The 21,951-nt window shown below is 61.7% G+C and carries 19 protein-coding genes and 1 pseudogene; 11 read left to right on the plus strand and 9 right to left on the minus strand.

Features of this window, described 5'->3' with window-relative positions:
* The first annotated feature begins 122 nt into the window (after positions 1-122).
* The 3 genes from rpiB (at position 123) to ACP7CZ_RS12525 (ending at position 3,630) form a co-directional block, all read left to right on the plus strand.
* On the plus strand, positions 123-584 hold the full coding sequence (gene rpiB, locus ACP7CZ_RS12515; protein WP_186526853.1) for a ribose 5-phosphate isomerase B: 462 nt from the start codon (positions 123-125) through the stop codon (positions 582-584).
* 63 nt (positions 585-647) lie between these two features.
* Positions 648-1,628 carry a sugar-binding transcriptional regulator gene (locus ACP7CZ_RS12520; RefSeq protein ID WP_034125745.1) on the plus strand — a complete coding sequence of 327 codons (981 nt, stop codon included), beginning with the start codon at positions 648-650 and terminating at the stop codon, positions 1,626-1,628.
* Positions 1,629-2,061: 433 nt separating this feature from the next.
* Positions 2,062-3,630 carry a TerC family protein gene (locus tag ACP7CZ_RS12525; protein WP_197882025.1) on the plus strand — a complete coding sequence of 523 codons (1,569 nt, stop codon included), beginning with the start codon at positions 2,062-2,064 and terminating at the stop codon, positions 3,628-3,630.
* Between the two features lie 22 nt (positions 3,631-3,652).
* On the opposite strand, the pseudogene ACP7CZ_RS12530 reads toward ACP7CZ_RS12525, so the two are convergent.
* Together ACP7CZ_RS12530 and ACP7CZ_RS12535 are read right to left on the minus strand one after the other, a co-directional pair.
* A pseudogene (locus tag ACP7CZ_RS12530) lies at positions 3,653-3,940 on the minus strand (thioredoxin family protein); the annotation flags it as partial.
* Between the two features lie 74 nt (positions 3,941-4,014).
* Entirely contained in the window at positions 4,015-4,263 is a 249-nt protein-coding gene (locus tag ACP7CZ_RS12535; RefSeq protein WP_034125743.1) for a hypothetical protein, read from the minus strand.
* A gap of 282 nt (positions 4,264-4,545) precedes the next feature.
* Between ACP7CZ_RS12535 and ACP7CZ_RS12540 the strand changes: the two genes are divergently transcribed.
* The 8 genes from ACP7CZ_RS12540 to ACP7CZ_RS12575 all read left to right on the plus strand — a co-directional run bounded on the left by ACP7CZ_RS12540 (position 4,546) and on the right by ACP7CZ_RS12575 (position 11,132).
* Positions 4,546-5,394: a transporter substrate-binding domain-containing protein gene (locus ACP7CZ_RS12540; protein WP_294156576.1), complete on the plus strand. Its 849-nt coding sequence runs from the start codon at positions 4,546-4,548 to the stop codon at positions 5,392-5,394.
* A 52-nt stretch (positions 5,395-5,446) separates the two neighbouring features.
* Entirely contained in the window at positions 5,447-6,109 is a 663-nt protein-coding gene (locus ACP7CZ_RS12545; RefSeq protein ID WP_054896547.1) for an amino acid ABC transporter permease, read from the plus strand.
* 11 nt (positions 6,110-6,120) lie between these two features.
* Positions 6,121-6,783 carry an amino acid ABC transporter permease gene (locus tag ACP7CZ_RS12550; protein WP_034135844.1) on the plus strand — a complete coding sequence of 221 codons (663 nt, stop codon included), beginning with the start codon at positions 6,121-6,123 and terminating at the stop codon, positions 6,781-6,783.
* Positions 6,780-7,562, plus strand: a complete 783-nt coding sequence (locus ACP7CZ_RS12555) for an amino acid ABC transporter ATP-binding protein (protein ID WP_020301585.1) — start codon at positions 6,780-6,782, stop codon at positions 7,560-7,562. Before ACP7CZ_RS12550 ends, ACP7CZ_RS12555 begins: the two co-directional genes overlap by 4 nt.
* A gap of 14 nt (positions 7,563-7,576) precedes the next feature.
* On the plus strand, positions 7,577-7,966 hold the full coding sequence (locus ACP7CZ_RS12560; RefSeq protein ID WP_003191822.1) for a RidA family protein: 390 nt from the start codon (positions 7,577-7,579) through the stop codon (positions 7,964-7,966).
* 134 nt (positions 7,967-8,100) lie between these two features.
* Positions 8,101-8,865 carry an IclR family transcriptional regulator gene (locus tag ACP7CZ_RS12565; protein WP_034125739.1) on the plus strand — a complete coding sequence of 255 codons (765 nt, stop codon included), beginning with the start codon at positions 8,101-8,103 and terminating at the stop codon, positions 8,863-8,865.
* A 9-nt stretch (positions 8,866-8,874) separates the two neighbouring features.
* Positions 8,875-10,083 carry an amino acid deaminase gene (locus ACP7CZ_RS12570; RefSeq protein ID WP_294156600.1) on the plus strand — a complete coding sequence of 403 codons (1,209 nt, stop codon included), beginning with the start codon at positions 8,875-8,877 and terminating at the stop codon, positions 10,081-10,083.
* 143 nt (positions 10,084-10,226) lie between these two features.
* Positions 10,227-11,132, plus strand: a complete 906-nt coding sequence (locus tag ACP7CZ_RS12575; protein WP_294156602.1) for a sugar kinase — start codon at positions 10,227-10,229, stop codon at positions 11,130-11,132.
* 159 nt (positions 11,133-11,291) lie between these two features.
* Here the strand turns inward: ACP7CZ_RS12575 and ACP7CZ_RS12580 are convergent, their stop codons facing one another.
* The 7 genes from ACP7CZ_RS12580 to ACP7CZ_RS12610 all read right to left on the minus strand — a co-directional run bounded on the left by ACP7CZ_RS12580 (position 11,292) and on the right by ACP7CZ_RS12610 (position 21,946).
* The gene (locus ACP7CZ_RS12580) at positions 11,292-11,567 is read right to left on the minus strand and encodes a peptidylprolyl isomerase (RefSeq protein ID WP_003174397.1); all 276 of its coding nucleotides are present in this window, start codon (positions 11,565-11,567) and stop codon (positions 11,292-11,294) included.
* Between the two features lie 43 nt (positions 11,568-11,610).
* Entirely contained in the window at positions 11,611-14,148 is a 2,538-nt protein-coding gene (locus tag ACP7CZ_RS12585; protein ID WP_294156895.1) for a PAS domain-containing hybrid sensor histidine kinase/response regulator, read from the minus strand.
* Between the two features lie 138 nt (positions 14,149-14,286).
* A complete protein-coding gene (locus tag ACP7CZ_RS12590) occupies positions 14,287-16,242 on the minus strand; it encodes an acetoacetate--CoA ligase (RefSeq protein WP_294156898.1) in 1,956 nt (651 codons plus the stop codon).
* A gap of 127 nt (positions 16,243-16,369) precedes the next feature.
* Positions 16,370-17,143, minus strand: coding sequence for a 3-hydroxybutyrate dehydrogenase (locus tag ACP7CZ_RS12595; protein WP_003191811.1), 774 nt, complete (start codon positions 17,141-17,143; stop codon positions 16,370-16,372).
* Between the two features lie 7 nt (positions 17,144-17,150).
* Positions 17,151-18,542 carry a GntP family permease gene (locus tag ACP7CZ_RS12600; protein WP_054896542.1) on the minus strand — a complete coding sequence of 464 codons (1,392 nt, stop codon included), beginning with the start codon at positions 18,540-18,542 and terminating at the stop codon, positions 17,151-17,153.
* Positions 18,543-18,828: 286 nt separating this feature from the next.
* Positions 18,829-20,229 carry a sigma-54 interaction domain-containing protein gene (locus ACP7CZ_RS12605; RefSeq protein WP_294156903.1) on the minus strand — a complete coding sequence of 467 codons (1,401 nt, stop codon included), beginning with the start codon at positions 20,227-20,229 and terminating at the stop codon, positions 18,829-18,831.
* Positions 20,230-20,374: 145 nt separating this feature from the next.
* The gene (locus ACP7CZ_RS12610; RefSeq protein ID WP_089042564.1) at positions 20,375-21,946 is read right to left on the minus strand and encodes an ABC transporter ATP-binding protein; all 1,572 of its coding nucleotides are present in this window, start codon (positions 21,944-21,946) and stop codon (positions 20,375-20,377) included.
* Positions 21,947-21,951 lie beyond the last annotated feature (5 nt).

Genomic DNA, 21,951 nt, shown 5'->3' on the forward strand with positions numbered 1-21,951 from the left:
CTTGCTATAGGGCTTTGACTGGCAGGTCAGTTAAATCTCGCTTGACAGTAAGGGGTGAATGCTTGCGAAATGGGTGAGAGATATTTCACTAAGTGATCATTTGATCAGTGGAGTTTGGCGTCATGAACACACCTTTCCCGGTGGCTATCGGATGTGATGAAGCGGGTTTTGAGCTCAAAGAGTTGTTGAAGCGCCATATCGAGGCGTTGGGGTACCCGGTGACCGACTTCGGTACGCATTCAACGGCGCCGGTGCTGTACCCGGACATCGCCCTGGCCGTGGCCAGCGCCATCAATGCCGGGCAACAGCGCCTCGGCGTGCTGGTATGCGGCACCGGCATAGGCATGGCCATCTCGGCCAACAAGGTGCTGGGTATCCGTGCGGCCCAGGCCCATGACACCTACTCGGCGGAGCGGGCGCGCAAGAGCAACGATGCGCAAATCCTCTCCATCGGTGCGCGGGTCATCGGTGCGGAGTTGGCCAAAAGCATCGTCAGTGCGTTTTTGGCCTCGGAGTTCGAAGCGGCGCGGTCCGGGGCCAAGGTCGAACGCATCAACGCGATCGAGCGCGATGGGCATCAGTAGTGGACGGCGCGGGGCAAGAGTCGGGAGAATGCGCCTTTGACGCCGAAACGGAAGCCCGTCCCCATGAGTGACAGTACCCAGCGCATGGCCAGTGATATCGATCAGATGACCGAAGTGGCGATGCTCTATTACCTTGAGAACGTCACTCAGGAGGCCATTGCCAAGCGCTTTGACCTGTCGCGGGCCAAAGTCAGCCGCCTGCTCAAGCGTGCTCGGGATGAAGGGATCGTCGAGGTGCGCGTATTGCAGCATCCGGCGATGAACAACGAGCTGGAGCGGGCGCTGGTAGAGCGCTTCAAGCTCGACCGCGCCTTGATCGCGGTCGACCACAGCGACCCCGACACCCAGCGCTCGGCGGTCGCCAGCCTGGTCGCCAACTACCTCAACAAGACCCTGAGTGATGGGATGATCGTTGCCGTGGGCATGGGGCGTAACGTCGGCGCGGTGGCCGATAACGTGTTTCTGCCGGTGACCCGCAACTGCACTTTCGTGTGTGCCATCGGCGGTTCGCTCAAGGCCGGCGAATACATGAACCCTGACCACATCTGCCGACGCCTGGCCCTGCGCTTTGGTGGCGAAAGTGAAAGCCTGTACGCCCCGGCGCTGGTGGCCAACCCGGAACTGCGCGGGGTGCTGATCAACAACGACACGGTGCGTTCGACTCTTGACCGCGCCCGCCGTGCCGATATCGCCCTGATCGGCATCGGCGACATGAGCGAGAACAGCAACATGGTGCGCATGGGCTGGTTCTCGCCCCAGGAAATCGCCCAGGCGCGGTTGTCTGGCACCGTGGGCGACATGATGGGCTATGACTTTATCGACATTCACGGCCAGCCGGCGGTCAACGCCATCCAGGGGCGCGTGATCGGGTTGACGGTGCAGGAGCTGTTTCGCATCCCGGATGTGGTGGCGATTGCCAGCGAGAACACCAAGGCGGCGGCGACCTTGGGGGCGTTGCGTTCGGGGGTGATCAATACGCTGGCGACCACCGTCACCAATGCCCACACCATCCTGGCGCTGGACGATGCCACTCGTAAAACCTGATACAGATCGTTCCCACGCTCCAGCGTGGGAACGCATCCTGTGACGCTCCGCGTCATCCTTGCGCGGGTGGGACGCGGAGCGTCACAGGCGGCATTCCCACGCAGAGCGTGGGAACGATCATGCATCGAGGTGCCGGCATCGCAGGCCAGCTCCCACAAGAGTTGCTGTGCTTCTGATGGGGGGTTTACAGGTTTTGTAATAGTTTTGCGTTGTGGGAAATTTGTATTTCGAATGTAGGATTCAAGTCCTTTTGTCATTTCAGGACGTGCATGAACACCCTCTCGGAGCCTCCCAGTCGTCTTTCCCCAAGACAACCGCTGTCGCTGTTCCCGCTGAAGCACCCCGTATTCCGTCAACTAACCTTGTCCCGGTCGCATGACCGCACTTTGCCGTGCCCGGCGTTCTGAACACTTTAAAGACAGAGAATTTATAAATGGAATGGTTAGCGGATCCTACGGCCTGGCTCGGCCTTGCGACCTTGATTGTGCTGGAACTGGTGCTGGGTATCGACAACCTGGTGTTTATCGCGATCCTGGCGGACAAGTTGCCGCCGGAGCAGCGTGACCGTGCACGTTTGATCGGTTTATCCCTGGCGCTGCTGATGCGCCTGGGCCTGTTGGCGAGTATTTCCTGGTTGGTGACCCTCACCCAGCCGCTGTTCGAGGTGTTCGACAAGAGCTTCTCCGGCCGTGACCTGATCATGCTGTTCGGCGGTATATTCCTGCTGTTCAAGGCCACTATGGAATTGCATGAGCGCCTTGAAGGCCATGTGGCGCAGCACAAGGGCAGTGTGGCTTACGCCATGTTCTGGCCGATCGTCGCGCAGATCGTGGTGCTGGATGCGGTGTTCTCCCTCGACGCGGTGATTACCGCCGTGGGCATGGTCGACGAGCTGGCGGTGATGATGATCGCCGTGATCGTGTCCATCGGCCTGATGATCGTGGCGAGCAAGCCGCTGACCCGTTTCGTCAATGCGCACCCCACCGTGATCATGCTGTGCCTGGGCTTCCTGATGATGATCGGTTTCGCCCTGACCGCCGAAGGCCTGGGCTTCCATATTCCCAAGGGCTACTTGTACGCGGCCATTGGCTTCTCGATTCTGATCGAGGTGTTCAACCAGATCGCCCGAGCCCGTCGCAAAAAATCGGCACAGGGTGTGTTGCCGGTGCGTGAGCGTACCGCCCATGCGGTGATGCGCTTGTTGGGCGGCCGCAGCCTGGCGGTGGAAGAGGTGGGTGAAGAGGTAGCCGACCTGCTGGGCGAGCCGGATGCTGCGCAGGGTCCGCTGTTTGACCGGCGCGAACGGGTGATGATCAGCGGTGTGCTGCAACTGGCCGAGCGGCCGATTCGCACCCTGATGACCCCAAGGGCCAAGGTTGATTGCATCGACCTGGCGGACGACCCCGAGACGATCCGTCTGAAACTGATGCACTCGTCCTACTCGCGTCTGCCGTTGATCCGTAACGGTGCGGTGGATGAGCCCCTGGGTTTTGTGCACAAGAAGGAGTTACTCAAGGAGTACCTGGCGGGCAACGAGCCGAACCTGGAACACCTGGCGCGTCGGGCGATCAACCTGCTGGACAGTTTTTCGATCCTCAATGCCCTGGAGCAGATGCGCCAGGAGTCCACTCACATCGCTTTCGTGATCAACGAATTCGGCGACTTCATGGGCGTATTGAGCATGACGGATATTCTGGAATCCATCGCCGGTGAATTGCCCGATGCCAGCGAAATCGAAGGGCCCGATATTGTCGAGCAAGGCGATGGCTTCCGTGCCAATGGCGCCTTGAACCTCAACCTGGTGCGTCAACGCACGGGCTTCAAGGCGGTGACGACCGAGGATTATCAAACCCTGGCAGGTTTGGTGATGAGCCTGCTTGACCGCCTGCCGGTGGTGGGCGATAGCCTGGAACATGAAGGCTGGCGTTTGACCGTGGCTGAAGTGGAGGAGCGTCGAGTGACGCAAGTGCACTTGCACCCTTGCTCAGGTCATAACGGCTGAAGATGTCCTTCACGTACTGCTCTTGTTCTTCAAGGGGGCCCAAACCTTTGTGTTGTTCCACCAGGGCGCCCTTGCGATAGATCAGCAGCGTCGGGGTGCCTGACACGTCAGGGTGCCTCGGCGTATGGGCGCAATCGAGTACCAGGCTCACGACCCAGGGATGCTGCCAGGCGTGCTGTTCGAACACGGAGCCTGCCTGCGCGCAAGCGGGGCAGTGCTCTGATACAAACAGGAGGAACACCGGGCGCGGTGTATTCAGTACGCGTTCGAACGCTGTGACGCTGGAAATGATGCGGGTGGCCATTCCCATGGTGATCTCCCTTCAAGCCGCGTGGGTGTTTGCCAACGCTAAGCCCGTGGCTTATCACCGTCTACTGTCAATCTTCACAGGTCTGCCTCGCGCTCTATGCGCTCCCTGGCCTTGCGGGCCTGGCTCGCGCACTTCTCGTATTCCTCATTGTCACGGGAGGCCTTGGCCCGGCGATAGCCATGGTGATTCTGGGCGGTGTAGTCGGTACTGAAGGCTTCCTTGAGTTTCTGCAGTTCTTCCTTGCATTCACGACGGTCGCTACTGGCCAGGGCGTTGCCAGCCACCCCGAGCAGAAGCACGGGCAAGATATATCGCAGTTTCATCAGTCAGGGTTCCATGTAAGGGCGAGCAAGCACGCTCTTAGAGGTTAGCCCAGGCGTTCGGTATTGGTGCGCAGTAACAGGGTTTGAGGTCTTGCGTAGCAAAGCGTTTGTACTCACAGGCAGGCGCCGTATTCCCGTCAGGCCGCTATCTGACTGATCCACAAGGCATTTGTGGGACGCATGTCTTTCCATGAGCACCTATGGCACACTTTCTGCTGTCTATTCCGTTGTTACATACCAAGTTCCGGTATAGCGGAATACACCCTCCCTGGAGTGCTTGTCATGCATCACCGACCTTCCGTATTCAAAGCGTGTGTTTTTCTCGTCGCTGCATCGGCTTCCCTCGCCAGCGTGGTGCAGGCGGCGGACAGCAAGCTCGATGATGTGCTCAAGCGTGGGCACTTGATCGTAGGTACAGGCAGTACCAATGCGCCGTGGCACTTCCAGGGAGCGGATGGCAAATTGCAGGGGTTTGATATCGACATCGGCCGCATCGTGGCCAAAGGCTTGTTCAATGACCCGAGCAAGGTGGAGTTTGTGGTGCAGTCGTCCGATGCACGTATTCCCAACCTGCTCACCGACAAGGTCGACATGAGCTGCCAGTTCATCACCGTTACCGCCAGCCGTGCGCAGCAGGTGGCCTTTACCCTGCCGTACTACCGGGAAGGCGTCGGCCTGCTGTTGCCCAATAACAGCAAATACAAGGAAATCGAAGACCTGCAGGCGGCGGGCGACGACGTCACCGTGGCTGTGCTGCAGAACATGTATGCCGAAGAGTTGGTGCACCAGGCACTGCCCAAGGCCAAGGTCGATCAGTACGACAGCGTTGACCTGATGTACCAGGCCGTGAACTCAGGCCGCGCCGATGCTGCTGCCACCGACCAGTCCTCGGTCAAATACCTGATGGTGCAGAACCCTGGCCGCTACCGCAGCCCCACCTACGCCTGGAGCCCGCAAACCTATGCCTGCGCGGTCAAGCGCGGCGACCAGGACTGGCTGAATTTCGTCAACACCGCGCTGCACGAAGCCATGACCGGTGTGGAATTCCCCACCTACAAAGCCTCGTTCAAGCAGTGGTTCGGCGTGGAACTGCCAGAACCGGCGATTGGTTTTCCCGTGGAATTCAAGTGACCCGCAACAACAGGGGCGTGCCTGAACACGCCCCCTTCAGGTGCTGCTGACCATGAACTATCAGTTGAACTTTGCCGCCGTCTGGCGTGATTTCGACACCTTGCTGGCGGGGCTCGGCCTGGGGCTGCAGTTGGCGTTGCTGTCGATCGCCATCGGCTGCGTGATCGGCCTGTTGATGGCGTTTGCCATGCTTTCCAGGTACCGCGCGTTGCGTATTATTGCCTCGGTGTATGTCACCGTGGTGCGCAACACCCCGATCCTGGTGTTGATCCTGTTGATCTACTTCGCCTTGCCCTCCCTGGGCATTCGGCTGGATAAGATTCCCTCGTTCATCATCACCCTGTCGCTGTATGCCGGTGCCTATCTCACCGAGGTATTCCGCGCAGGCCTGGTGAATATTCCCAAGGGCTTGCGGGAAGCCGGCCTGGCCATCGGCCTGGGGGAGTGGCGGATTCGCGCTTACATCACCGTGCCGGTGATGCTGCGCAACGTGTTGCCGGCACTCTCGAACAACTTCATCTCGCTGTTCAAGGACACCTCCCTGGCCGCCGCGATCGCGGTGCCGGAGCTGACCTATTACGCCCGCAAGATCAACGTCGAAAGCTACCGGGTGATTGAAACCTGGCTGGTCACGACCGCGCTCTACGTGGCTGCCTGTTACCTGATTGCCATGCTGCTCCGTTACCTGGAACAGCGTTTGGCTATCCGTCGTTAAGGAAGGGCCTCATGTACGAATCCCCCAGTTGGCTGCATGAATTGTGGATCGCCCGCGAGACCCTCTGGGCCGGCTTTCAGGCCAGCGTGGCGGTCTCGGCGCTGGCGATTGTCTTTGGCACCCTGATCGGCATCGTCGCCGGGTTGATCCTGACCTACGGCAAGTTCTGGATGCGTGCGCCGTTCCGTCTGTATGTCGATTTGATCCGTGGCACGCCGGTGTTTGTGCTGGTGTTGGCATGTTTCTACATGCTGCCGGCCCTTGGCTGGCAAATCAGTGCGTTCCAGGCCGGTGCTGTCGGGCTCACCTTGTTCTGTGGCTCCCATGTATCGGAAATCGTGCGCGGCGCGCTGCAGGCCATTCCCCGTGGGCAATTGGAAGCGGGCAAGGCGATTGGCCTGACGTTCTATCAGTCCCTGGGCTATGTGCTGCTGCCCCAGGCGCTGCGGCAGATCTTGCCGACCTGGGTGAACTCCTCTACGGAAATCGTCAAGGCTTCCACCTTGCTGTCGGTGATCGGTGTGGCCGAATTGCTGCTCAGTACCCAGCAGGTGATCGCGCGCACCTTCATGACCCTGGAGTTCTACCTGTTCGCCGGTTTTCTGTTCTTTGTCATCAACTACGCCATCGAATTATTCGGGCGCTACATTGAAAAGCGGGTGGCCTTGCCATGAACCAAGCTCAAACCAACCCAGCGCTGCTGGACATTCGTGGCCTGCGTAAACAATACGGCCAGGTGGAAGTGCTCAAGGGCGTCGACCTGTCCATGCAGCGCGGCAATGTGGTGACGTTGATCGGCTCCAGCGGCTCGGGCAAGACCACCTTGCTGCGCTGCGTGAACCTGCTGGAAGAGTTCCAGGGCGGGCAGATCACCCTGGATGGCGAGTCCATCGGCTACAGCGATGTCGGCGGCAAGCGTGTACGCCACCCGGAGCGAGTGATCGCCCAGCACCGCGCAATGACCGGCATGGCGTTCCAGCAATTCAACCTGTTCCCGCACCTGACCGCGCTGCAGAACGTCACCCTCGGCTTGCTCAAGGTCAAGAAAATGGGCAAGGATGAAGCGGTAGCGCTGGCCGAAAAATGGCTGGACCGCGTCGGCCTGCTGGAGCGCCGCAACCACTTTCCCGGCCAATTGTCCGGCGGCCAGCAACAGCGCGTGGCCATTGCCCGGGCCATTGCCATGAACCCCAGCCTGATGCTGTTCGACGAAGTCACCTCGGCCCTCGACCCGGAGTTGGTGGGCGAAGTGCTCAGCGTGATCAAGGGGTTGGCGGAGGAGGGCATGACCATGTTGTTGGTCACCCACGAGATGCGCTTTGCCTATGAGGTCTCGGACCAGATCGTCTTCATGAACCAGGGCCGCATTGAAGAGCAGGGCAGTGCGAAGGACATCTTCGAACGGCCGCAGTCGCCGCGCCTGGCAGAATTTCTCAAGAACATTCGTTTTTAACAAGGAGCAACTTTATGAGCATTACTCGTTACGGCACCGGCAGCACCGCAGGTGGCGGCCAGCCACGTCCGTTCGCCCGCGCGGTGGAAGCCGATGGCTGGCTGTACGTGTCGGGCCAGGTGCCTGCGGTGGACGGTGAAATCATCAATGGCGGCATCATCGAGCAAACCCGCCAGACGATGCGCAACGTGGTGGCTATCCTCGAAGAAGCCGGCTACGAACTCAAGGATGTGGTGCGGGTGGGCGTATGGTTGGAAGACCCACGGGACTTCTGGAGTTTCAACAAGGTATTCGGCGAATACTTCACCCCGGAGCACGCACCGGCGCGCGCCTGTGTTCAGGCCAATATGATGGTCGATTGCAAGGTCGAGATCGATTGCGTGGCCTACAAGAAAAAGGCCTAACTGATCATTCCCACGCTCTGCGTGGTAATACCGCCTTGGACGCTCTGCGTCCGCGCATGTGACGCAAAGCGTCACCGCATGCATTCCCACGCAGAGCGTGGGAACGATCATCTGGAACGGGACCGAGTACTGCCATGACCGAAGACACCATCAAACGCCGCGCCAAAGGCCTGGACCGTGCGTTCGATATCCTCGATTTTCTCAAGGAAATCGGCCAACCCCTGCGCCCGAATGATATTGCCAGCGGCATTGGCAGCCCCAAATCCACGGTCTACGAACTGGTGGCGTCGTTGCTGGAGCGGCGCATCCTGGAGACCGTGGGCAAGGACGGCCACGTGTATCTGGGGCGCCAGCTGTATTTCCTCGGCCAGGCACACTTGCGTCACTTCGACCTGACCCGCGAGGCCGACCACGCCTTGCAGGAGATCGTCAGCCAGACCCACGAAACCGCGCAGATGTGCCTGCTCAACGGGCGCAAATACACGGTGGCGCTGATGCGCGAGGGCCAGCGGCATTTCCGTATTTCTTCGGACATCGGGGAAAACGCGCCCATTCCGTGGACTGCCTCGGGACGCTTGTTGCTGGGGCATTTGAGCGATCAGCAGATCGTCGACCTGATCGATCCCGACGATTTCATCCTGCCGGATGGCCTGCGCCTGCCGCTGGACACCTTTCTGGCGCAGATCCGCCAGGCCAGCCTGGATGGTTTCTTCTCCTTCGACAGTGTGGCCGACACCTTCACCCACTGCTTTGCCGCCCCGGTGCGCGATGCCCAGGGCGTCAGCATCGCGACCCTGTGCATCGTCGCCCCCCGGGCTGATGCGAGCAAAAACTACCACGACTATCGCCGGGTACTGATCGACAGTGCCAACAGCCTGGCCCGGCGCATCAACGAATAGGAGTTTTCCATGTCTGCCCTCAATGCCGTTGAAAAAGGGGCCGCCGCAGTCGGTGCCCATTTGGTTCGCGATGTCAGCCTGCCGGCCCTGGTGCTGCACCGTGACGCCCTGGAACATAACATCCGCTGGATGCAGGACTTTGTCCGCAGCAGCGGCGCCGAGCTGGCGCCCCACGGCAAGACCAGCATGATGCCCGCGCTGTTCCAGCGCCAGATCGCCGCCGGTGCCTGGGGCATCACCCTGGCTACCGCCGTGCAGACCCGCGCCGCCTACGCCAGCGGCGTGCGTCGCGTGCTGATGGCCAACCAACTGGTGGGCGCGGCGAACATGGCCTTGATCGCGGACCTGCTGGCCGACAAGGATTTTGACTTCCATTGCATGGTCGATCACCCGGACAACGTCGCCGACCTGGGCCTGTTCTTCGCCGCCCGTGGCCAGCGCCTCAACGTGATGATCGAGTATGGCGTGGTCGGTGGCCGGTGCGGCTGCCGCAGCGAGCAGCAAGTGCGCGACCTGGCCAAGGCGATCCAGGCCCAGCCGGCATTGGCCCTCACCGGTATCGAGGGTTACGAAGGCGTGATCCACGGTGAGCACGCCATTGGCGGTATCCGCGCCTTCGCCGCCAGCCTGGTGAGCCTGGCGGTGGAACTGCAAGACAGCGGCCTGTTCGACCTGCCCAAGCCGATCATCACCGCATCGGGCTCGGCCTGGTACGACCTGATCGCCGAGTCGTTCGAAACGCAGAACGCCGCCGGCCGTTTCCTCAGCGTGTTGCGCCCTGGCAGTTACGTGGCCCACGACCATGGCATCTATAAAGAGGCGCAGTGCTGCGTACTCGAACGCCGCAGCGACCTCAACGAGGGCCTGCGCCCGGCAATGGAAGTCTGGGCGCATGTGCAGTCGCTGCCGGAGCCTGGTTTTGCGGTCGTTGCCCTGGGCAAGCGCGACGTGGCCTACGACGCCGGTTTGCCAGTGCCGCTCAAGCGCTACAGGGCCGGGATCGTGCCGGCGCAAGGTGATGATGTGAGCGGGTGCAAGGTCACGGCGGTGATGGACCAGCATGCATTCATGACCGTGGCGCCTGGGGTTGAATTGCGCATTGGCGACATCATTTCCTTTGGTACGTCCCATCCTTGCCTGACCTTTGATAAATGGCAGGTGGGGTGCCTGGTGGATGAGCAGTTGCAGGTGGTCGAGTCTCTGCGTACCTGCTTCTAGACCGAGTCGCGGCTATCGCAGCGATGCGGCGACCCGACAAGCCAGCTCCCACAGTGACCGCGTTTTAACTGAAGGAATGCAGTCGAATGTGGGAGTCGGGCTTGCCCGCGATGGGGCCCTCCAGCACACCTGAGAACTTTGCCATGAACACCCACCCCCGCATCGCCCTCATCGGCGAATGCATGATCGAACTGCAACACCGCGCCGACGGCAGCCTGCACCAGAGCTTCGGCGGCGACACCCTGAACACCGCGGTGTACCTGCGCCGCGAGCTGGGCGATGCCGGCAGCGTTGACTACGTCACCGCCCTGGGCGATGACAGCTTCAGCGATGCCATGTGTGAGCATTGGCACGCCGAAGGCCTTGGCCTGGACAGGGTCCAGCGTCTGCCTGGGCGCCTGCCAGGCTTGTATTGCATCCAGACCGACGCCCAGGGCGAACGTAAATTCCTCTACTGGCGCAACGAGGCGGCCGTGCGCGACTGCTTTACCACGCCTGCCGCCGAGCCGGTTCTGGCGGCCCTGCCGGGCTATGATGTGGTGTATTTCAGCGGCATTACCTTGGCCGTGCTGGGAGACATCGGGCGTGAGCGTTTACTGCAGGCGCTGATCGAAGCCCGCCAGCGTGGCGCCAAGGTGGTGTTCGATAACAACTACCGGCCCCGGCTGTGGGCCGATGTGCAAACGGCCCGTGAGGCGTATCGCAGGGTGTTGGCCGCAGTGGACATTGCCTTGCTCACCGAGGATGACGAACGCGCGTTGTTTGGTTATGAGGATAGCGAGCAGGTGTTTGCGGCGTACCCGTCGATTGCAGAAGTGGTGCTCAAGCGGGGAGCGGATGCGTGCCTGATTCGTTGCGCGGGCGAGCGCTTTGCGGTGCCGGCGTTGAAAGTGGAGAAGGTGGTGGACACCACGGCGGCGGGGGATTCGTTCAGTGCGGCGTATCTGGCCAGTCGGCTCAACGGTGGTTCGCCCCAAGACGCCGCACTGGCGGGGCATCGGTTGGCAAGCCGGGTGATTCAGGTGCCCGGGGCGCTGATACCGAGATGATCACTGATCGTTCCCACGCTCTGCGTGGGAGTGCAGCCCGGGACGCTCTGCGTCCCAGAAGCGGACGCAGAGCGTCCAGTGAGGCATTCCCACGCAGAGCGTGGGAACGATCGGATGTGGGAGCTGGCTTGCCTGCGATAGCGGACTGAAGCCATCCACTCAATCGCGGTAAAACACCTGCACCAGGTGATACCCAAATTTGCTCTTGATCGGCCCGTGCACCACCTTCACCGGTTTCTTGAAGATCACCGCATCAATCGCCCCCACCATCTGCCCGGGCCGCACTTCGCCCAGGTCACCACCGCGTTTGCCCGACGGGCAGGTGGAGTACTTCTTGGCCAGCACATCAAAGGCTTCGCCCTTGGCAATGCGCTGCTTGAGTTGTTCGGCTTCTTCGCTGGTTTTCACCAGGATATGACGGGCTTGGGCTTTCATGGGGCTCTACCAGCTGTGCGACGGCGCGCGATTATGCCTGAACTCAGGCCTCGACGCCGATCATGCTACGGATTTTGTTGGCCAACAGGTCAATGGAAAAAGGCTTGGCGACCATGTCCATACCGTCCTCCAGGAACCCCTGGCGCTCGGCGGCTTTCTCGGCATAACCGGTCATGAACAGCACGCGCAGGCCTGGGCGATGCTGGCGGGCGATTTCCGCCAGTTGCCGGCCGTTCATGCCGGGCAGGCCAACGTCGGTCACCAGCAAGTCCACGCGCAAATCCGACTCCAGCAGCGGCAGCGCCGCACGGGCATCCGCCGCCTGGTGCGCGGTGTAGCCCAGTTCGTCGAGCACATTGACCACCAGCATGCGCACCGCCGGGTCGTCCTCGACCACCACCACCGCTTCACCGGCCAGGGCCACGGGCGCTTCGGTCAGGCTGGCGGGCAGGCTGCTTTCCAGCGCCGTGCCATACAAACGCGGCAGGTACAGGCGCACGCAGGTGCCCTGGCCCGGTTCGCTCTGGATGGTCACATGGCCGCCGGATTGCTGGGCAAAGCCGTAGATCATCGACAACCCAAGGCCAGTGCCTTGGCCGATGGGTTTGGTGGTAAAGAACGGGTCGAACGCCTTGGCGAGGATTTTCGGCGCCATGCCGCTGCCGTTGTCGCTCACGCCAAGCATCACATAGTCGCCGGCCTTGACCGGTTCCAGGGTGGTGATGTCGGTGCCGTCCAGATAACTGTTGGCGGTTTCGATCAGCAGCTCGCCGCCGTCGGGCATGGCGTCGCGGGCGTTGATCACCAGGTTGAGCAGGGCGTTTTCCAGTTGACTGGCGTCGGTGTTCACCGGCCAGATGTCCTTGCCCAGTTGTACCTTGAGTTCGATATGCGCGCCCTTGGTACGCCGGAACAGGTCTTCCAGGGACGCCACCAGTTGGTTGGGGTCGGTGGGGCGACGGTCCAGTGACTGGCGCCGCGAGAACGCCAGCAGCCGGTGGGTAAGGGCGGCGGCACGGTGCGCGGAGGACACGGCAGCATCGGCAAAACGGCCGATATCGTCGCTGCGCCCGGCGGCGATATAGCGCTGCATCAGGTCCAGGCTGCCGATGATGCCGGTGAGCATATTGTTGAAGTCATGGGCGATACCGCCGGTGAGCTGACCGACCGCTTCCATCTTCTGCGCATGGCGCAGGGCATCTTCTGCACGTTCGCGCTCGAACATCTCGTTCTGCAGGCGCTGGTTGGCCTCGGCCAGCGCCTGGGTGCGCTGGGCCACGCGTTCTTCAAGGTTCTCGTTGAGGTGGCGCAGGGCCTCTTCGGTGAGCTTGCGTTCGGTCTCGTCGATCACAAAGATGTAGAAACCATTCACCGAGCCGTCACTGCTAAACCGCGGCAGGTACTTCATCAGCGCATGGCGGGGGCGGCCATCGCGATGAGGCGTCACCGTCATGAAGCTGCACGCCTTGCCCTTGAGCGCGGCGGCGATCTTGTCTGCGCGCCCGGCATACACCTCGTCGCCGAGCACTTCGCGGATGGTCTTGCCGTACAGCTCCTGGGGCGTCTTGCCATACCACTCGAGGTAAGCGCTGTTGTTGAGGCGAAAGCGCTGTTCGTGGTCAACGTAGCCGATCAACACCGGCATGGCGTTGATGATCAGTTGCAGCTCGGTCTGGCTCTGGCGCAAGGCCTGCTCGGTGTTTTTGCGCTCGGTGAGGTCCAGCGCGGCGCCGAGGAACCGCGCCGGCCGGCCCTGTTGATCCTTGTAGCAGCGGCCACGGGCGAACACCCAGCGCACCTGGCCATCGGCCTGTTGCAGGCGGTATTCCTCGGCGTACTCGGTGCCATGGGTGATGCAATGCTTGATGCTGCGCGTCACTGTGCCCCGGTCTTCGGGATGCACGCCGTGCAGGTAGGCGCTGATGGGCAGCAGGCTTGAATCGTTGGGGTCGACGCCATGCAGGTAGGCGAAATGGGCGTCGGCGATGAAACGGTCTTCGCCGATATCCCAGTCCCAGGTGCCTACCGCGTCGGTGGCCGCCAGTGCCAGTTGCAGGCGCTGCTCGGTGTTGTGCTGGGCCTTGAGGCTGGCTTCGGAGCGCTGTTGCAGTTCGAGGGTTTTGCTGCGCCGCTCATTGGTTTCAATGGCCGTGACCAGGATGCCGGCCACCCGGCAGCTTTCATCGCGCACCGGGCTGTAGGTCAGGTCGAGCCATATCTCGGTGTCGCGGCCCTCGCGTTGCAGCACAAAGCGTTGCTCGCTGAAGGTACGCACCTGGCCGCCGAGCACGGCGTCGTAGACCGGTGCGGCGAAGCTTTCCAGTTCGGGCCAAGTGTGGTGCGCCGGCTGGCCCAGAGCGCCGGGGTGCTTGCCGCCTATCAGGTGGGCAAAGCCATCGTTATAGAGTTGTATGAGGTGTGGGCCCCACAGCAGCACCATTGGCATGGGTGAATGCACGACGATATCGACAGCAGTGCGCAGGCTTTGCGGCCACTCACTGGCCTCACCGAGGGGGCTTTGCGCCCAGTCCAGCCGCCTGATCAATGCAGCGGCTTCGCTACCGGTGGATGTTCCATTCATAAAAAGCCCTGAGCCTGACGCTTTGAAAAATGACAACACCCATTGTCCCAAGGAACGACAACGGGTGGCTACCCCGGAAAAATAGCATGCCTTGAGGGTTTTTCTTCAAAACGCTGTGTCAGCGCTGAAACCTTTCATCTAATCGGCCAGTTCAGCTCTGTGGCGAAATTGCTCCAGTGCCTGGGGGTTGGCCAGGGCATCGGTGTTTTTCACCGGCTCGCCATGCACCACATTGCGCACCGCCAATTCGACGATTTTGCCGCTGATGGTGCGGGGGATATCCGTGACAGCGAGGATCTTCGCCGGCACGTGCCGCGGTGTGGTGTTGGCGCGAATCACCTGGCGGATCTGCTGTTGCAGCGCCTCGTCCAGTTCAATTCCGTCATCCAGGCGCACAAACAGCACCACGCGCACGTCGTCCTGCCAGCGTTGACCGATGGCGAGGCTTTCCAGCACCTGCGGGACCTTTTCCACCTGGCGATAAATCTCGGCGGTGCCAATGCGCACGCCGCCGGGGTTGAGCACCGCATCGGAACGCCCGTGGATCAACAGGCTGCCGTTGGCGCGTTGCTCGGCATAGTCACCCTGGGCCCATACACCGGGGAACTGACTGAAATACGAAGCGCGCAGTTTCTGCTGCTGCGGGTCGTTCCACAGTCCGATGGGCATGGCAGGGAAATGCCGAGTGCACACCAGTTCGCCTTTCTCTCCGATCAGGGGCCGGCCCTGGTCGTCCCACACTTCGATGGCCATGGCCAGGCTCTTGCACTGCATCTCACCACGCCGTACCGGCAGCACCGGGTTGCCGATCACAAAGCAGGAGACAATGTCGGTGCCACCGGACATCGAGGACAGGCACAGCTCGGCTTTGATCTCGCGGTACACGTAGTCGTAACTCTGGGGCGACAGCGGCGAGCCGGTCGAAATCAAGCCCTTGAGGCTGCCCAGATCGTGGCTCAGGCGCGGCTGCAACCCGGACTTTTCCAGGGTGGCGAGGAATTTGGGGCTGGTGCCGAACACGCTGATTTTTTCCGCATCGATCAGGTCGATCAAACGTTCGGGGCCGGGGTGGAACGGCGAGCCGTCGTACAGCACCGCGGTGGCGCCGATCGCCAGCACCGACACCAGCCAGTTCCACATCATCCAGCCGCAGGTGGTGTAATAGAACAGGCAGTCCTCGCGGTTCAGGTCGGCATGCAGGCCGTGTTCCTTGAGGTGAGTCAGCAATACGCCGCCAGTGCCGTGGATGATGCACTTGGGGATGCCGGTGGTGCCGCTGGAATAAAGGATATACAGCGGGTGATCGAACGGCACCGCGACAAATTCCGGTTCGCCGCCGGCTTGATAGAAGTCGTCCCACAGCGCGACGTGGGCGTGGGTGGTGTAGTCCCCAGCCTGCGCTTCGGGCTTGGCGTAAGGCACGATGATCAGCTGTTGCAGGGAGGGCAGGCGTTCAAGGATCTCATTGAGCTTGGCGCTCTGGTCGATGCGCTTGCCGGCATAGCGGTAGCCTGCGCAGGTGATCAGCACCTTGGGCTCGATCTGGCCGAAGCGGTCGATGACGCCTTGGGTGCCGAAATCTGGCGAGGAGCACGACCAGATCGCACCGAGGCTGGTGGTGGCGAGCATGCCCACCAGGGTTTGCCAGGTGTTGGGCATACACGCGGCCACTCGGTCACCTATGCCGACCCCGGCCGCCCGCAGGCTTTTTTGCAGGCCGGCAACCTGTTCCGCCAGTTGTGCATAGCTCAACTGTTCACGTTGGCCGTCTTCGCTGACAGCCACCACCGCAGGATGATCGTCACGGCGGCGCAACAGGTGTTCGGCGAAGTTCAGGGTGGCGCCGGGAAACCATTGGGCGCTGGGCATCTCGATGTCTTCGATCAGCGTGACGCTGGATGGGCTGCGAAACTGCACGTCGAAGAACGCGACAATCGCCTGCCAGAAATCCGGGCGCTGGTCGATGCTCCATTGGTGCAGGGCGGGGTAGTCGTCGAGCTGCACGCCGTGCCGTTGGTTGATGAAGCGGCGGAACTGATCCATGCGCGTGTTGGCGATGCGTTCCGGGGAGGGTTGCCAGAGGATCTCGGACATAAGCTGCCTCTTCTCGTTCCCACGCTTCGCGTGGGAATGCCTGACTGGACGCTCTGCGTCCGCTTTTGGGGCGCGGAGCGCCCCGGTCTGCGTGCCCACGCAGAGCGTGGGAACGGTCATCACGGGTTTACTGGGCCAGCCAGCCACCATCGATGTTCCAGGCCGCGCCGCGCACCTGGGCGCCGGCTTCACTGCACAAGAACAACACCAGTTCCCCCAGTTGCGACGGCGTCACAAACTCCAGCGACGGCTGTTTCTCTGCCAACAGATCCTGCTGCGCTTGCTGTGGGTCGACCCCAGTGGCCACGCGATCATCAATCTGCTTCTGCACCAGCGGCGTCAGCACCCAGCCCGGGCAGATGGCGTTGCAGGTGACATTGCTGGTGGCGGTTTCCAGGCCCACCACCTTGGTGAGGCCGATCACCCCATGTTTGGCCGCCACATACGCCGCCTTGCCCACTGAGCCGACTTGCCCATGCACCGAGGCGATATTGACGATGCGCCCCCAGCCCTTGGCCTTCATGCCCGGCAAGCTCAGGCGTGTGCTGTGGAACACCGAGGACAGGTTGATGGCGATGATCGAATCCCAGCGCTCCACAGGGAAGTCTTCTACCGCTGCCACATGCTGGATACCGGCATTGTTGACCAGGATGTCCACGCCACCGAACTCGCGCTCGGCGTAGGCGAGCATGTCGGCGATCTGCGCGGGGTCGCTGACGTCTGCCGGGTGATGCCCGACCTTGCCGCCAAAGGCCTGCACCTGGGCGATCACCGCGCTGGCGTCGCCAAAGCCGTTGAGAATCAGGTTGGCGCCGGCCTTGGCCAGGCTCAGGGCAATCCCCAAGCCGATGCCGCTGGTGGAGCCGGTGACTAGGGCGGTCTTGCCATTCAAAGTTGTCATGAAAACCTCACACAATGCCGGTGGCGTAGAAAGTGCCGATCACCACGAACACCGCAAGGGTCTTGATGATCGTGATGCCAAAAATGTCCTTGTAGGCTTCGCGGTGGGTCAACCCGGTGACCGCCAGCAGCGTGATCACCGCGCCGTTGTGGGGCAGGGTGTCCATGCCGCCGCTGGCCATGGCCGCGACTCGGTGCAGCACCTCAAGGGGGATATTGGCCGCGTGGGCGGCTGCAATGAAGCTCTCGGACATCGCCGCCAGGGCGATGCTCATGCCGCCGGAAGCGGAGCCAGTGATACCGGCCAGCAAGGTCACGGTGATCGCTTCGTTGACCAGCGGGTTGGGGATGCCCTTGAGCCAGTCCGCCAGTACCAGAAAGCCTGGCAGCGAGGCGATCACGGCGCCAAACCCATATTCCGAGGCGGTGTTCATTGCCGCCAGCAGCGCACCGCTTACCGCGCTTTTACTGCCTTCGGCCAGCTTGCTCTTGATCGCCGAGAAGCCGAACACCAGCACCACGATAATCCCCACCAGCAATGCCGCCTGCACCGCCCAGATCGCGGTGAGCTTGGCGATTTCGGTGGTCACCGGCGCGCTCATGCCCGGCAGGCTGAGGCTGTGGGTCTTGCCGTACCACTGCGGGATCCAGTGGGTGAACAACAGGTTCATCACCCCCACCAGGATCAACGGCGACAGCGCGACCCATGGGTTGGGCAAGGCAAGGTTGTCGGCGGTTTCCGGCTCATTGCGCAACTCGGTGCCATAGCCTTCACCGGCACGCTGGGCCTTGTTGCGCTGGCGTGCGAGGTAGAGCATGCCGGCGCAAAACACGAAGATCGTGCCGATCAGCCCCAGCCACGGCGCCGCCCAGGCGGTGGTGTTGAAGAAGGTGCTGGGGATGATGTTCTGGATCTGCGGCGTGCCGGGCAGGGCGTCCATGGTGAACGAGAACGCACCGAGGGCGATGGTCGCCGGAATCAGGCGCTTGGGGATATTACTCTGGCGGAACATCTCGGCGGCAAACGGGTACACCGCAAACACCACCACGAACAGCGACACGCCACCGTAGGTGAGCAGGGCGCAGACCAGCACAATCACCAGCATCGCCTGGCGCGTGCCGAGCAAGCGGATCGCAGCGGCCACGATCGAGCGCGAAAACCCCGACAGCTCAATGAGCTTGCCGAACACCGCACCGAGCAGGAATACCGGGAAATACAGCTTGATAAAACCGACCATCTTTTCCATGAACACCCCGGTAAAGGCAGGTGCGACGGCGGACGGGTCAGTGAGCAGCACCGCGCCAAGGGCGGCGATGGGGGCGAACAGGATAACGCTATAGCCACGGTAGGCGGCCAGCATCAGCAGCGCGAGCGCGGCCAGGGCAATGATCACACTCATGGTGTGTCTCCATCGGATTGTTATTGTTGTGGGTGAGGCTGTGGGAGGAAGCTATAGCGAGATGTGTGCCAGATTTATAACTTGTTGATATATATAGATTTATTTACTTTTTAACGACGGTTTTCCAGAAGGCAGTCTCAATCGAGAGACGAGTGGAGATCCCTTGTGGGAGCTGGCTTGCCTGCGATAGCGGTGTAACAGTGCCATATTCCCTAGCTGAACCAACGCTATCGCAGGCAAGCCAGCTCCCACACAAGATTGTCTCCATAGTGGGAATCTAGTCTCTTTAATGAGACTGGGTTATTCCAAGAGCCAGCATTTTTTTATACAACGTTGACCGCCCAAGCCCCAACCGCTTGGCTGCCTCTACCACATTCCCTTCACACGCCGTGAGCGCGGCTGCGATCACCTGCCGATCTAACCGTTCCCGTGCCGCACTGAATGTCTCTTCTTCCATCGACACCAGCGCACGGCGTTCAACCGGCGTAAAAGTGCCAATCGCTGTGCGTATCTCCTCGGCATTCAACACCAAGTCATCACTCAGCAACGCCGCCCGCTCCAGCACATTGCGCAGCTCGCGGATATTGCCCGGCCAGGCATGTTGGGCCAACAGCGCCAGGGCATCGCGGTCCAGTTCGTGCTGGCTGCGCAACTCCTCAAGGATCGCCTCGCTCAGCGCCGGAATATCCTCCAGCCGTTCACGCAGCGGCGGCACCTGGATCGGCAGCACGTTGAGGCGGTAATACAGATCGGCGCGAAACTCGCCACGCTTGATCGCCGCCTCCAAGTCCATGGACGTCGCGGCAATCACCCGCACATCGCTGTGCAGCATCTCGTTGGAGCCCACCGGCTCGAATTCCTTTTCCTGCAACACCCGCAGCAATTTGCTTTGCAGTGGCAGCGGCATGTCGCCGATCTCATCGAGAAACAACGTGCCGCCCTGGGCAATCTGGAACTTGCCGGGGCGACCCTTGCGGTCGGCACCGGTAAAGGCGCCGGGTGCGGTGCCGAAGAATTCGGCTTCAAGCAGATCATGGGGGATCGCCGCGCTGTTGATGCTCACAAAGGCTTTGTGCGCCCGGGGCGATGCGCCGTGGATGGCCTGGGCCAGCAGTTCCTTGCCGGTGCCGGTTTCCCCGAGCAGCAATACCGGCGACTCGGCACTCGCACTGCGCCGCGCTCGGCGCTTGACCTCAAGGCTGGCGGCGCTGGTGCCGATAAAGTGCGCAAAATTGTATTTGCTTTGCCGCGAACGCAGCAGCGAGCGCGTGGAGGCCAGCTCCTGCTGCATGCTCAGGTAGCGCTCGATCAGCGGCGACAGGTTACGCAGTTCATCGAACAACGCAAACCCAATCGCGCCGATCACCGCCCCGGCCTCGTCGTGGATCGGCAGGCGCATCACCACCAGTGGGCCTTTGGGAGTGTCCTGGATATCCAGCAGGATCGGCCGGTCATTGCGCACCACCTGGCGCAGCAGGCTGTTGGAAATCACCTGCTCGCAAGGCTGGCCGATGGCTTGGTCGGCGCTCTTGAGGCCAAAGCGCTTGGCGTAACGCTCGTTCATCCACACGATGTTCGCATCGCGGTCGACGATGACTGTGCCCTCGCTGGACTGCTCGATGATCTCGAACAGCGACTGGATGGCCAGGCCGCGAACCTGTTGGTAGTCCTTGAGGCTGGTACTCATGGGTACAGAATCCTGTTAATGATCGTTCCCACGCTCTGCGTGGGAATGTCTACCGTGACGCTCTGCGTCACTTGGCGTAGGGCCAAGACACGACGCGGAGCGTCTCGGGTTGTGTTCCCACGCAGAGCGCGGGAACAATCTCACCTCACAAAGGGATGTGCGCTGCTGCCAGCAGTTCTTTGGTGTACGGGTGTTGGGGCGATTCGAACACATCATGGCTCGCGCCACGCTCTACCACCTTGCCATCCTTGACCACGATCATGTCATGGGCCATGGCCCGCACAACCGCCAGGTCATGGCTGATAAACAGGTAGGTCAGGCCGTATTTGTCCTGCAGTTCGCGCAGCAGCGCCACCACTTGTTTCTGCACTGTACGGTCGAGGGCGGAGGTGGGTTCGTCGAGCAGCATCAGCGCTGGCTTGAGTACAAGGGCGCGGGCAATGGCGATGCGTTGGCGCTGGCCACCGGAAAACTCATGGGGGTAGCGATGTCGGCTGGCAGGGTCGAGGCCCACGTCCTTGAGCACCTGTATGACTTGCGCGTCACGCTCGGCCAGGCTGCACGGCGCGTGTACTTCCAGGCCCTCGCTGATGATCTGCTGCACCGACATGCGCGGGCTGAGGCTGCCATAGGGGTCCTGGAACACCACCTGCATCTGCTTGCGCCATGGGCGCATCTGCTGATGGTTGAGCGGGTCCAGGGCCTCACCCTGGAAGCGAATGCCGCCGCTGGAGTCGAGCAAGCGCAGGATCGCCTGGCCCAGGGTGGACTTGCCGGAACCGGACTCGCCGACAATCCCCAGGGTTTTGCCGCGCTGCACGCTGAGGCTGATGCCGTCCACCGCGCGCAGGTAGGTCTTGGCCCGGAACAGCAAGCCACCGAGGGGGAATTGCACGCTCAGGTCATCCACTTCCAGTACCGTCTCACGGGGCTCGCTGCACAGCACATCGCCCGAGGGCTCGGCGTCCAGCAGCAGGCGGCTGTAGGGATGCTGCGGTGCGGTGAACAAGGCCTGGCAGTCAGCCTGCTCGACGATTTCGCCGGCACGCATCACACAGACCCGCTGGGCGATACTGCGCACCAGGTTGAGGTCATGGCTGATCAGCAGCAGCGACATGCCCAGGCGTTGTTGCAAGGACTTGAGCAGCAGCAGGATCTTGCGCTGCACCGTCACGTCCAGCGCCGTGGTGGGCTCGTCGGCAATCAGCAGTTCGGGCTCGCAGGCCAGGGCCATGGCGATCATCACCCGCTGGCGCTGGCCGCCGGACAATTGATGGGGGTAGGCCTTGAGCCGTTCCTGGGGTTTCTGGATGCCCACCAGTTCCAGCAGTTCGAGGATGCGCGCCTGCGCCGCCTTGCCGCCCAGGCCCTTGTGCAGCAGCAGGGTTTCGCCGATCTGCTTTTCGATGCTGTGCAGCGGGTTGAGGGAGGTCATCGGCTCCTGGAAGATCATGGCAATGCGGTTGCCGCGCAATTTTTGCAAGGTGCTCGGTGAGGCGCCGATCAGTTCCTGGCCGCGATACTTGATGGAACCCAGGGTTTCGGTGCCGGCTTGCGGCAGCAGTTGCAGGATCGAATGGGCCGTCACCGACTTGCCCGAGCCCGACTCGCCCACCAACGCCAGGCACTCGCCAGGGCGCACGTCCAGGCTCAGGTTGCGCACGACGGTCTGGCCGTTGAAGGCGACGCACAGGTCGCGGATTTCGATCAGGTTCATACGCA

The organism is Pseudomonas sp. DWP2-2 (assembly GCF_049897065.1).
Lineage (GTDB): Bacteria > Pseudomonadota > Gammaproteobacteria > Pseudomonadales > Pseudomonadaceae > Aquipseudomonas > Aquipseudomonas paracarnis.

Bases quoted from the DNA above. Each gene is read 5' to 3' on its own strand.
- ACP7CZ_RS12610 (WP_089042564.1), bottom strand. From the start codon at position 21,946: ATGAACCTGATCGAAATCCGCGACCTGTGCGTCGCCTTCAACGGCCAG.
- ACP7CZ_RS12545 (WP_054896547.1), top strand. From the start codon at position 5,447: ATGAACTATCAGTTGAACTTTGCCGCCGTCTGGCGTGATTTCGACACC.
- ACP7CZ_RS12575 (WP_294156602.1), top strand. From the start codon at position 10,227: ATGAACACCCACCCCCGCATCGCCCTCATCGGCGAATGCATGATCGAA.
- ACP7CZ_RS12605 (WP_294156903.1), bottom strand. From the start codon at position 20,229: ATGAGTACCAGCCTCAAGGACTACCAACAGGTTCGCGGCCTGGCCATC.
- ACP7CZ_RS12585 (WP_294156895.1), bottom strand. From the start codon at position 14,148: ATGAATGGAACATCCACCGGTAGCGAAGCCGCTGCATTGATCAGGCGG.
- ACP7CZ_RS12525 (WP_197882025.1), top strand. From the start codon at position 2,062: ATGGAATGGTTAGCGGATCCTACGGCCTGGCTCGGCCTTGCGACCTTG.
- ACP7CZ_RS12565 (WP_034125739.1), top strand. From the start codon at position 8,101: ATGACCGAAGACACCATCAAACGCCGCGCCAAAGGCCTGGACCGTGCG.
- ACP7CZ_RS12535 (WP_034125743.1), bottom strand. From the start codon at position 4,263: ATGAAACTGCGATATATCTTGCCCGTGCTTCTGCTCGGGGTGGCTGGC.
- rpiB (WP_186526853.1), top strand. From the start codon at position 123: ATGAACACACCTTTCCCGGTGGCTATCGGATGTGATGAAGCGGGTTTT.
- ACP7CZ_RS12560 (WP_003191822.1), top strand. From the start codon at position 7,577: ATGAGCATTACTCGTTACGGCACCGGCAGCACCGCAGGTGGCGGCCAG.
- ACP7CZ_RS12540 (WP_294156576.1), top strand. From the start codon at position 4,546: ATGCATCACCGACCTTCCGTATTCAAAGCGTGTGTTTTTCTCGTCGCT.
- ACP7CZ_RS12570 (WP_294156600.1), top strand. From the start codon at position 8,875: ATGTCTGCCCTCAATGCCGTTGAAAAAGGGGCCGCCGCAGTCGGTGCC.
- ACP7CZ_RS12555 (WP_020301585.1), top strand. From the start codon at position 6,780: ATGAACCAAGCTCAAACCAACCCAGCGCTGCTGGACATTCGTGGCCTG.
- ACP7CZ_RS12550 (WP_034135844.1), top strand. From the start codon at position 6,121: ATGTACGAATCCCCCAGTTGGCTGCATGAATTGTGGATCGCCCGCGAG.
- ACP7CZ_RS12600 (WP_054896542.1), bottom strand. From the start codon at position 18,542: ATGAGTGTGATCATTGCCCTGGCCGCGCTCGCGCTGCTGATGCTGGCC.
- ACP7CZ_RS12520 (WP_034125745.1), top strand. From the start codon at position 648: ATGAGTGACAGTACCCAGCGCATGGCCAGTGATATCGATCAGATGACC.
- ACP7CZ_RS12580 (WP_003174397.1), bottom strand. From the start codon at position 11,567: ATGAAAGCCCAAGCCCGTCATATCCTGGTGAAAACCAGCGAAGAAGCC.
- ACP7CZ_RS12595 (WP_003191811.1), bottom strand. From the start codon at position 17,143: ATGACAACTTTGAATGGCAAGACCGCCCTAGTCACCGGCTCCACCAGC.
- ACP7CZ_RS12590 (WP_294156898.1), bottom strand. From the start codon at position 16,242: ATGTCCGAGATCCTCTGGCAACCCTCCCCGGAACGCATCGCCAACACG.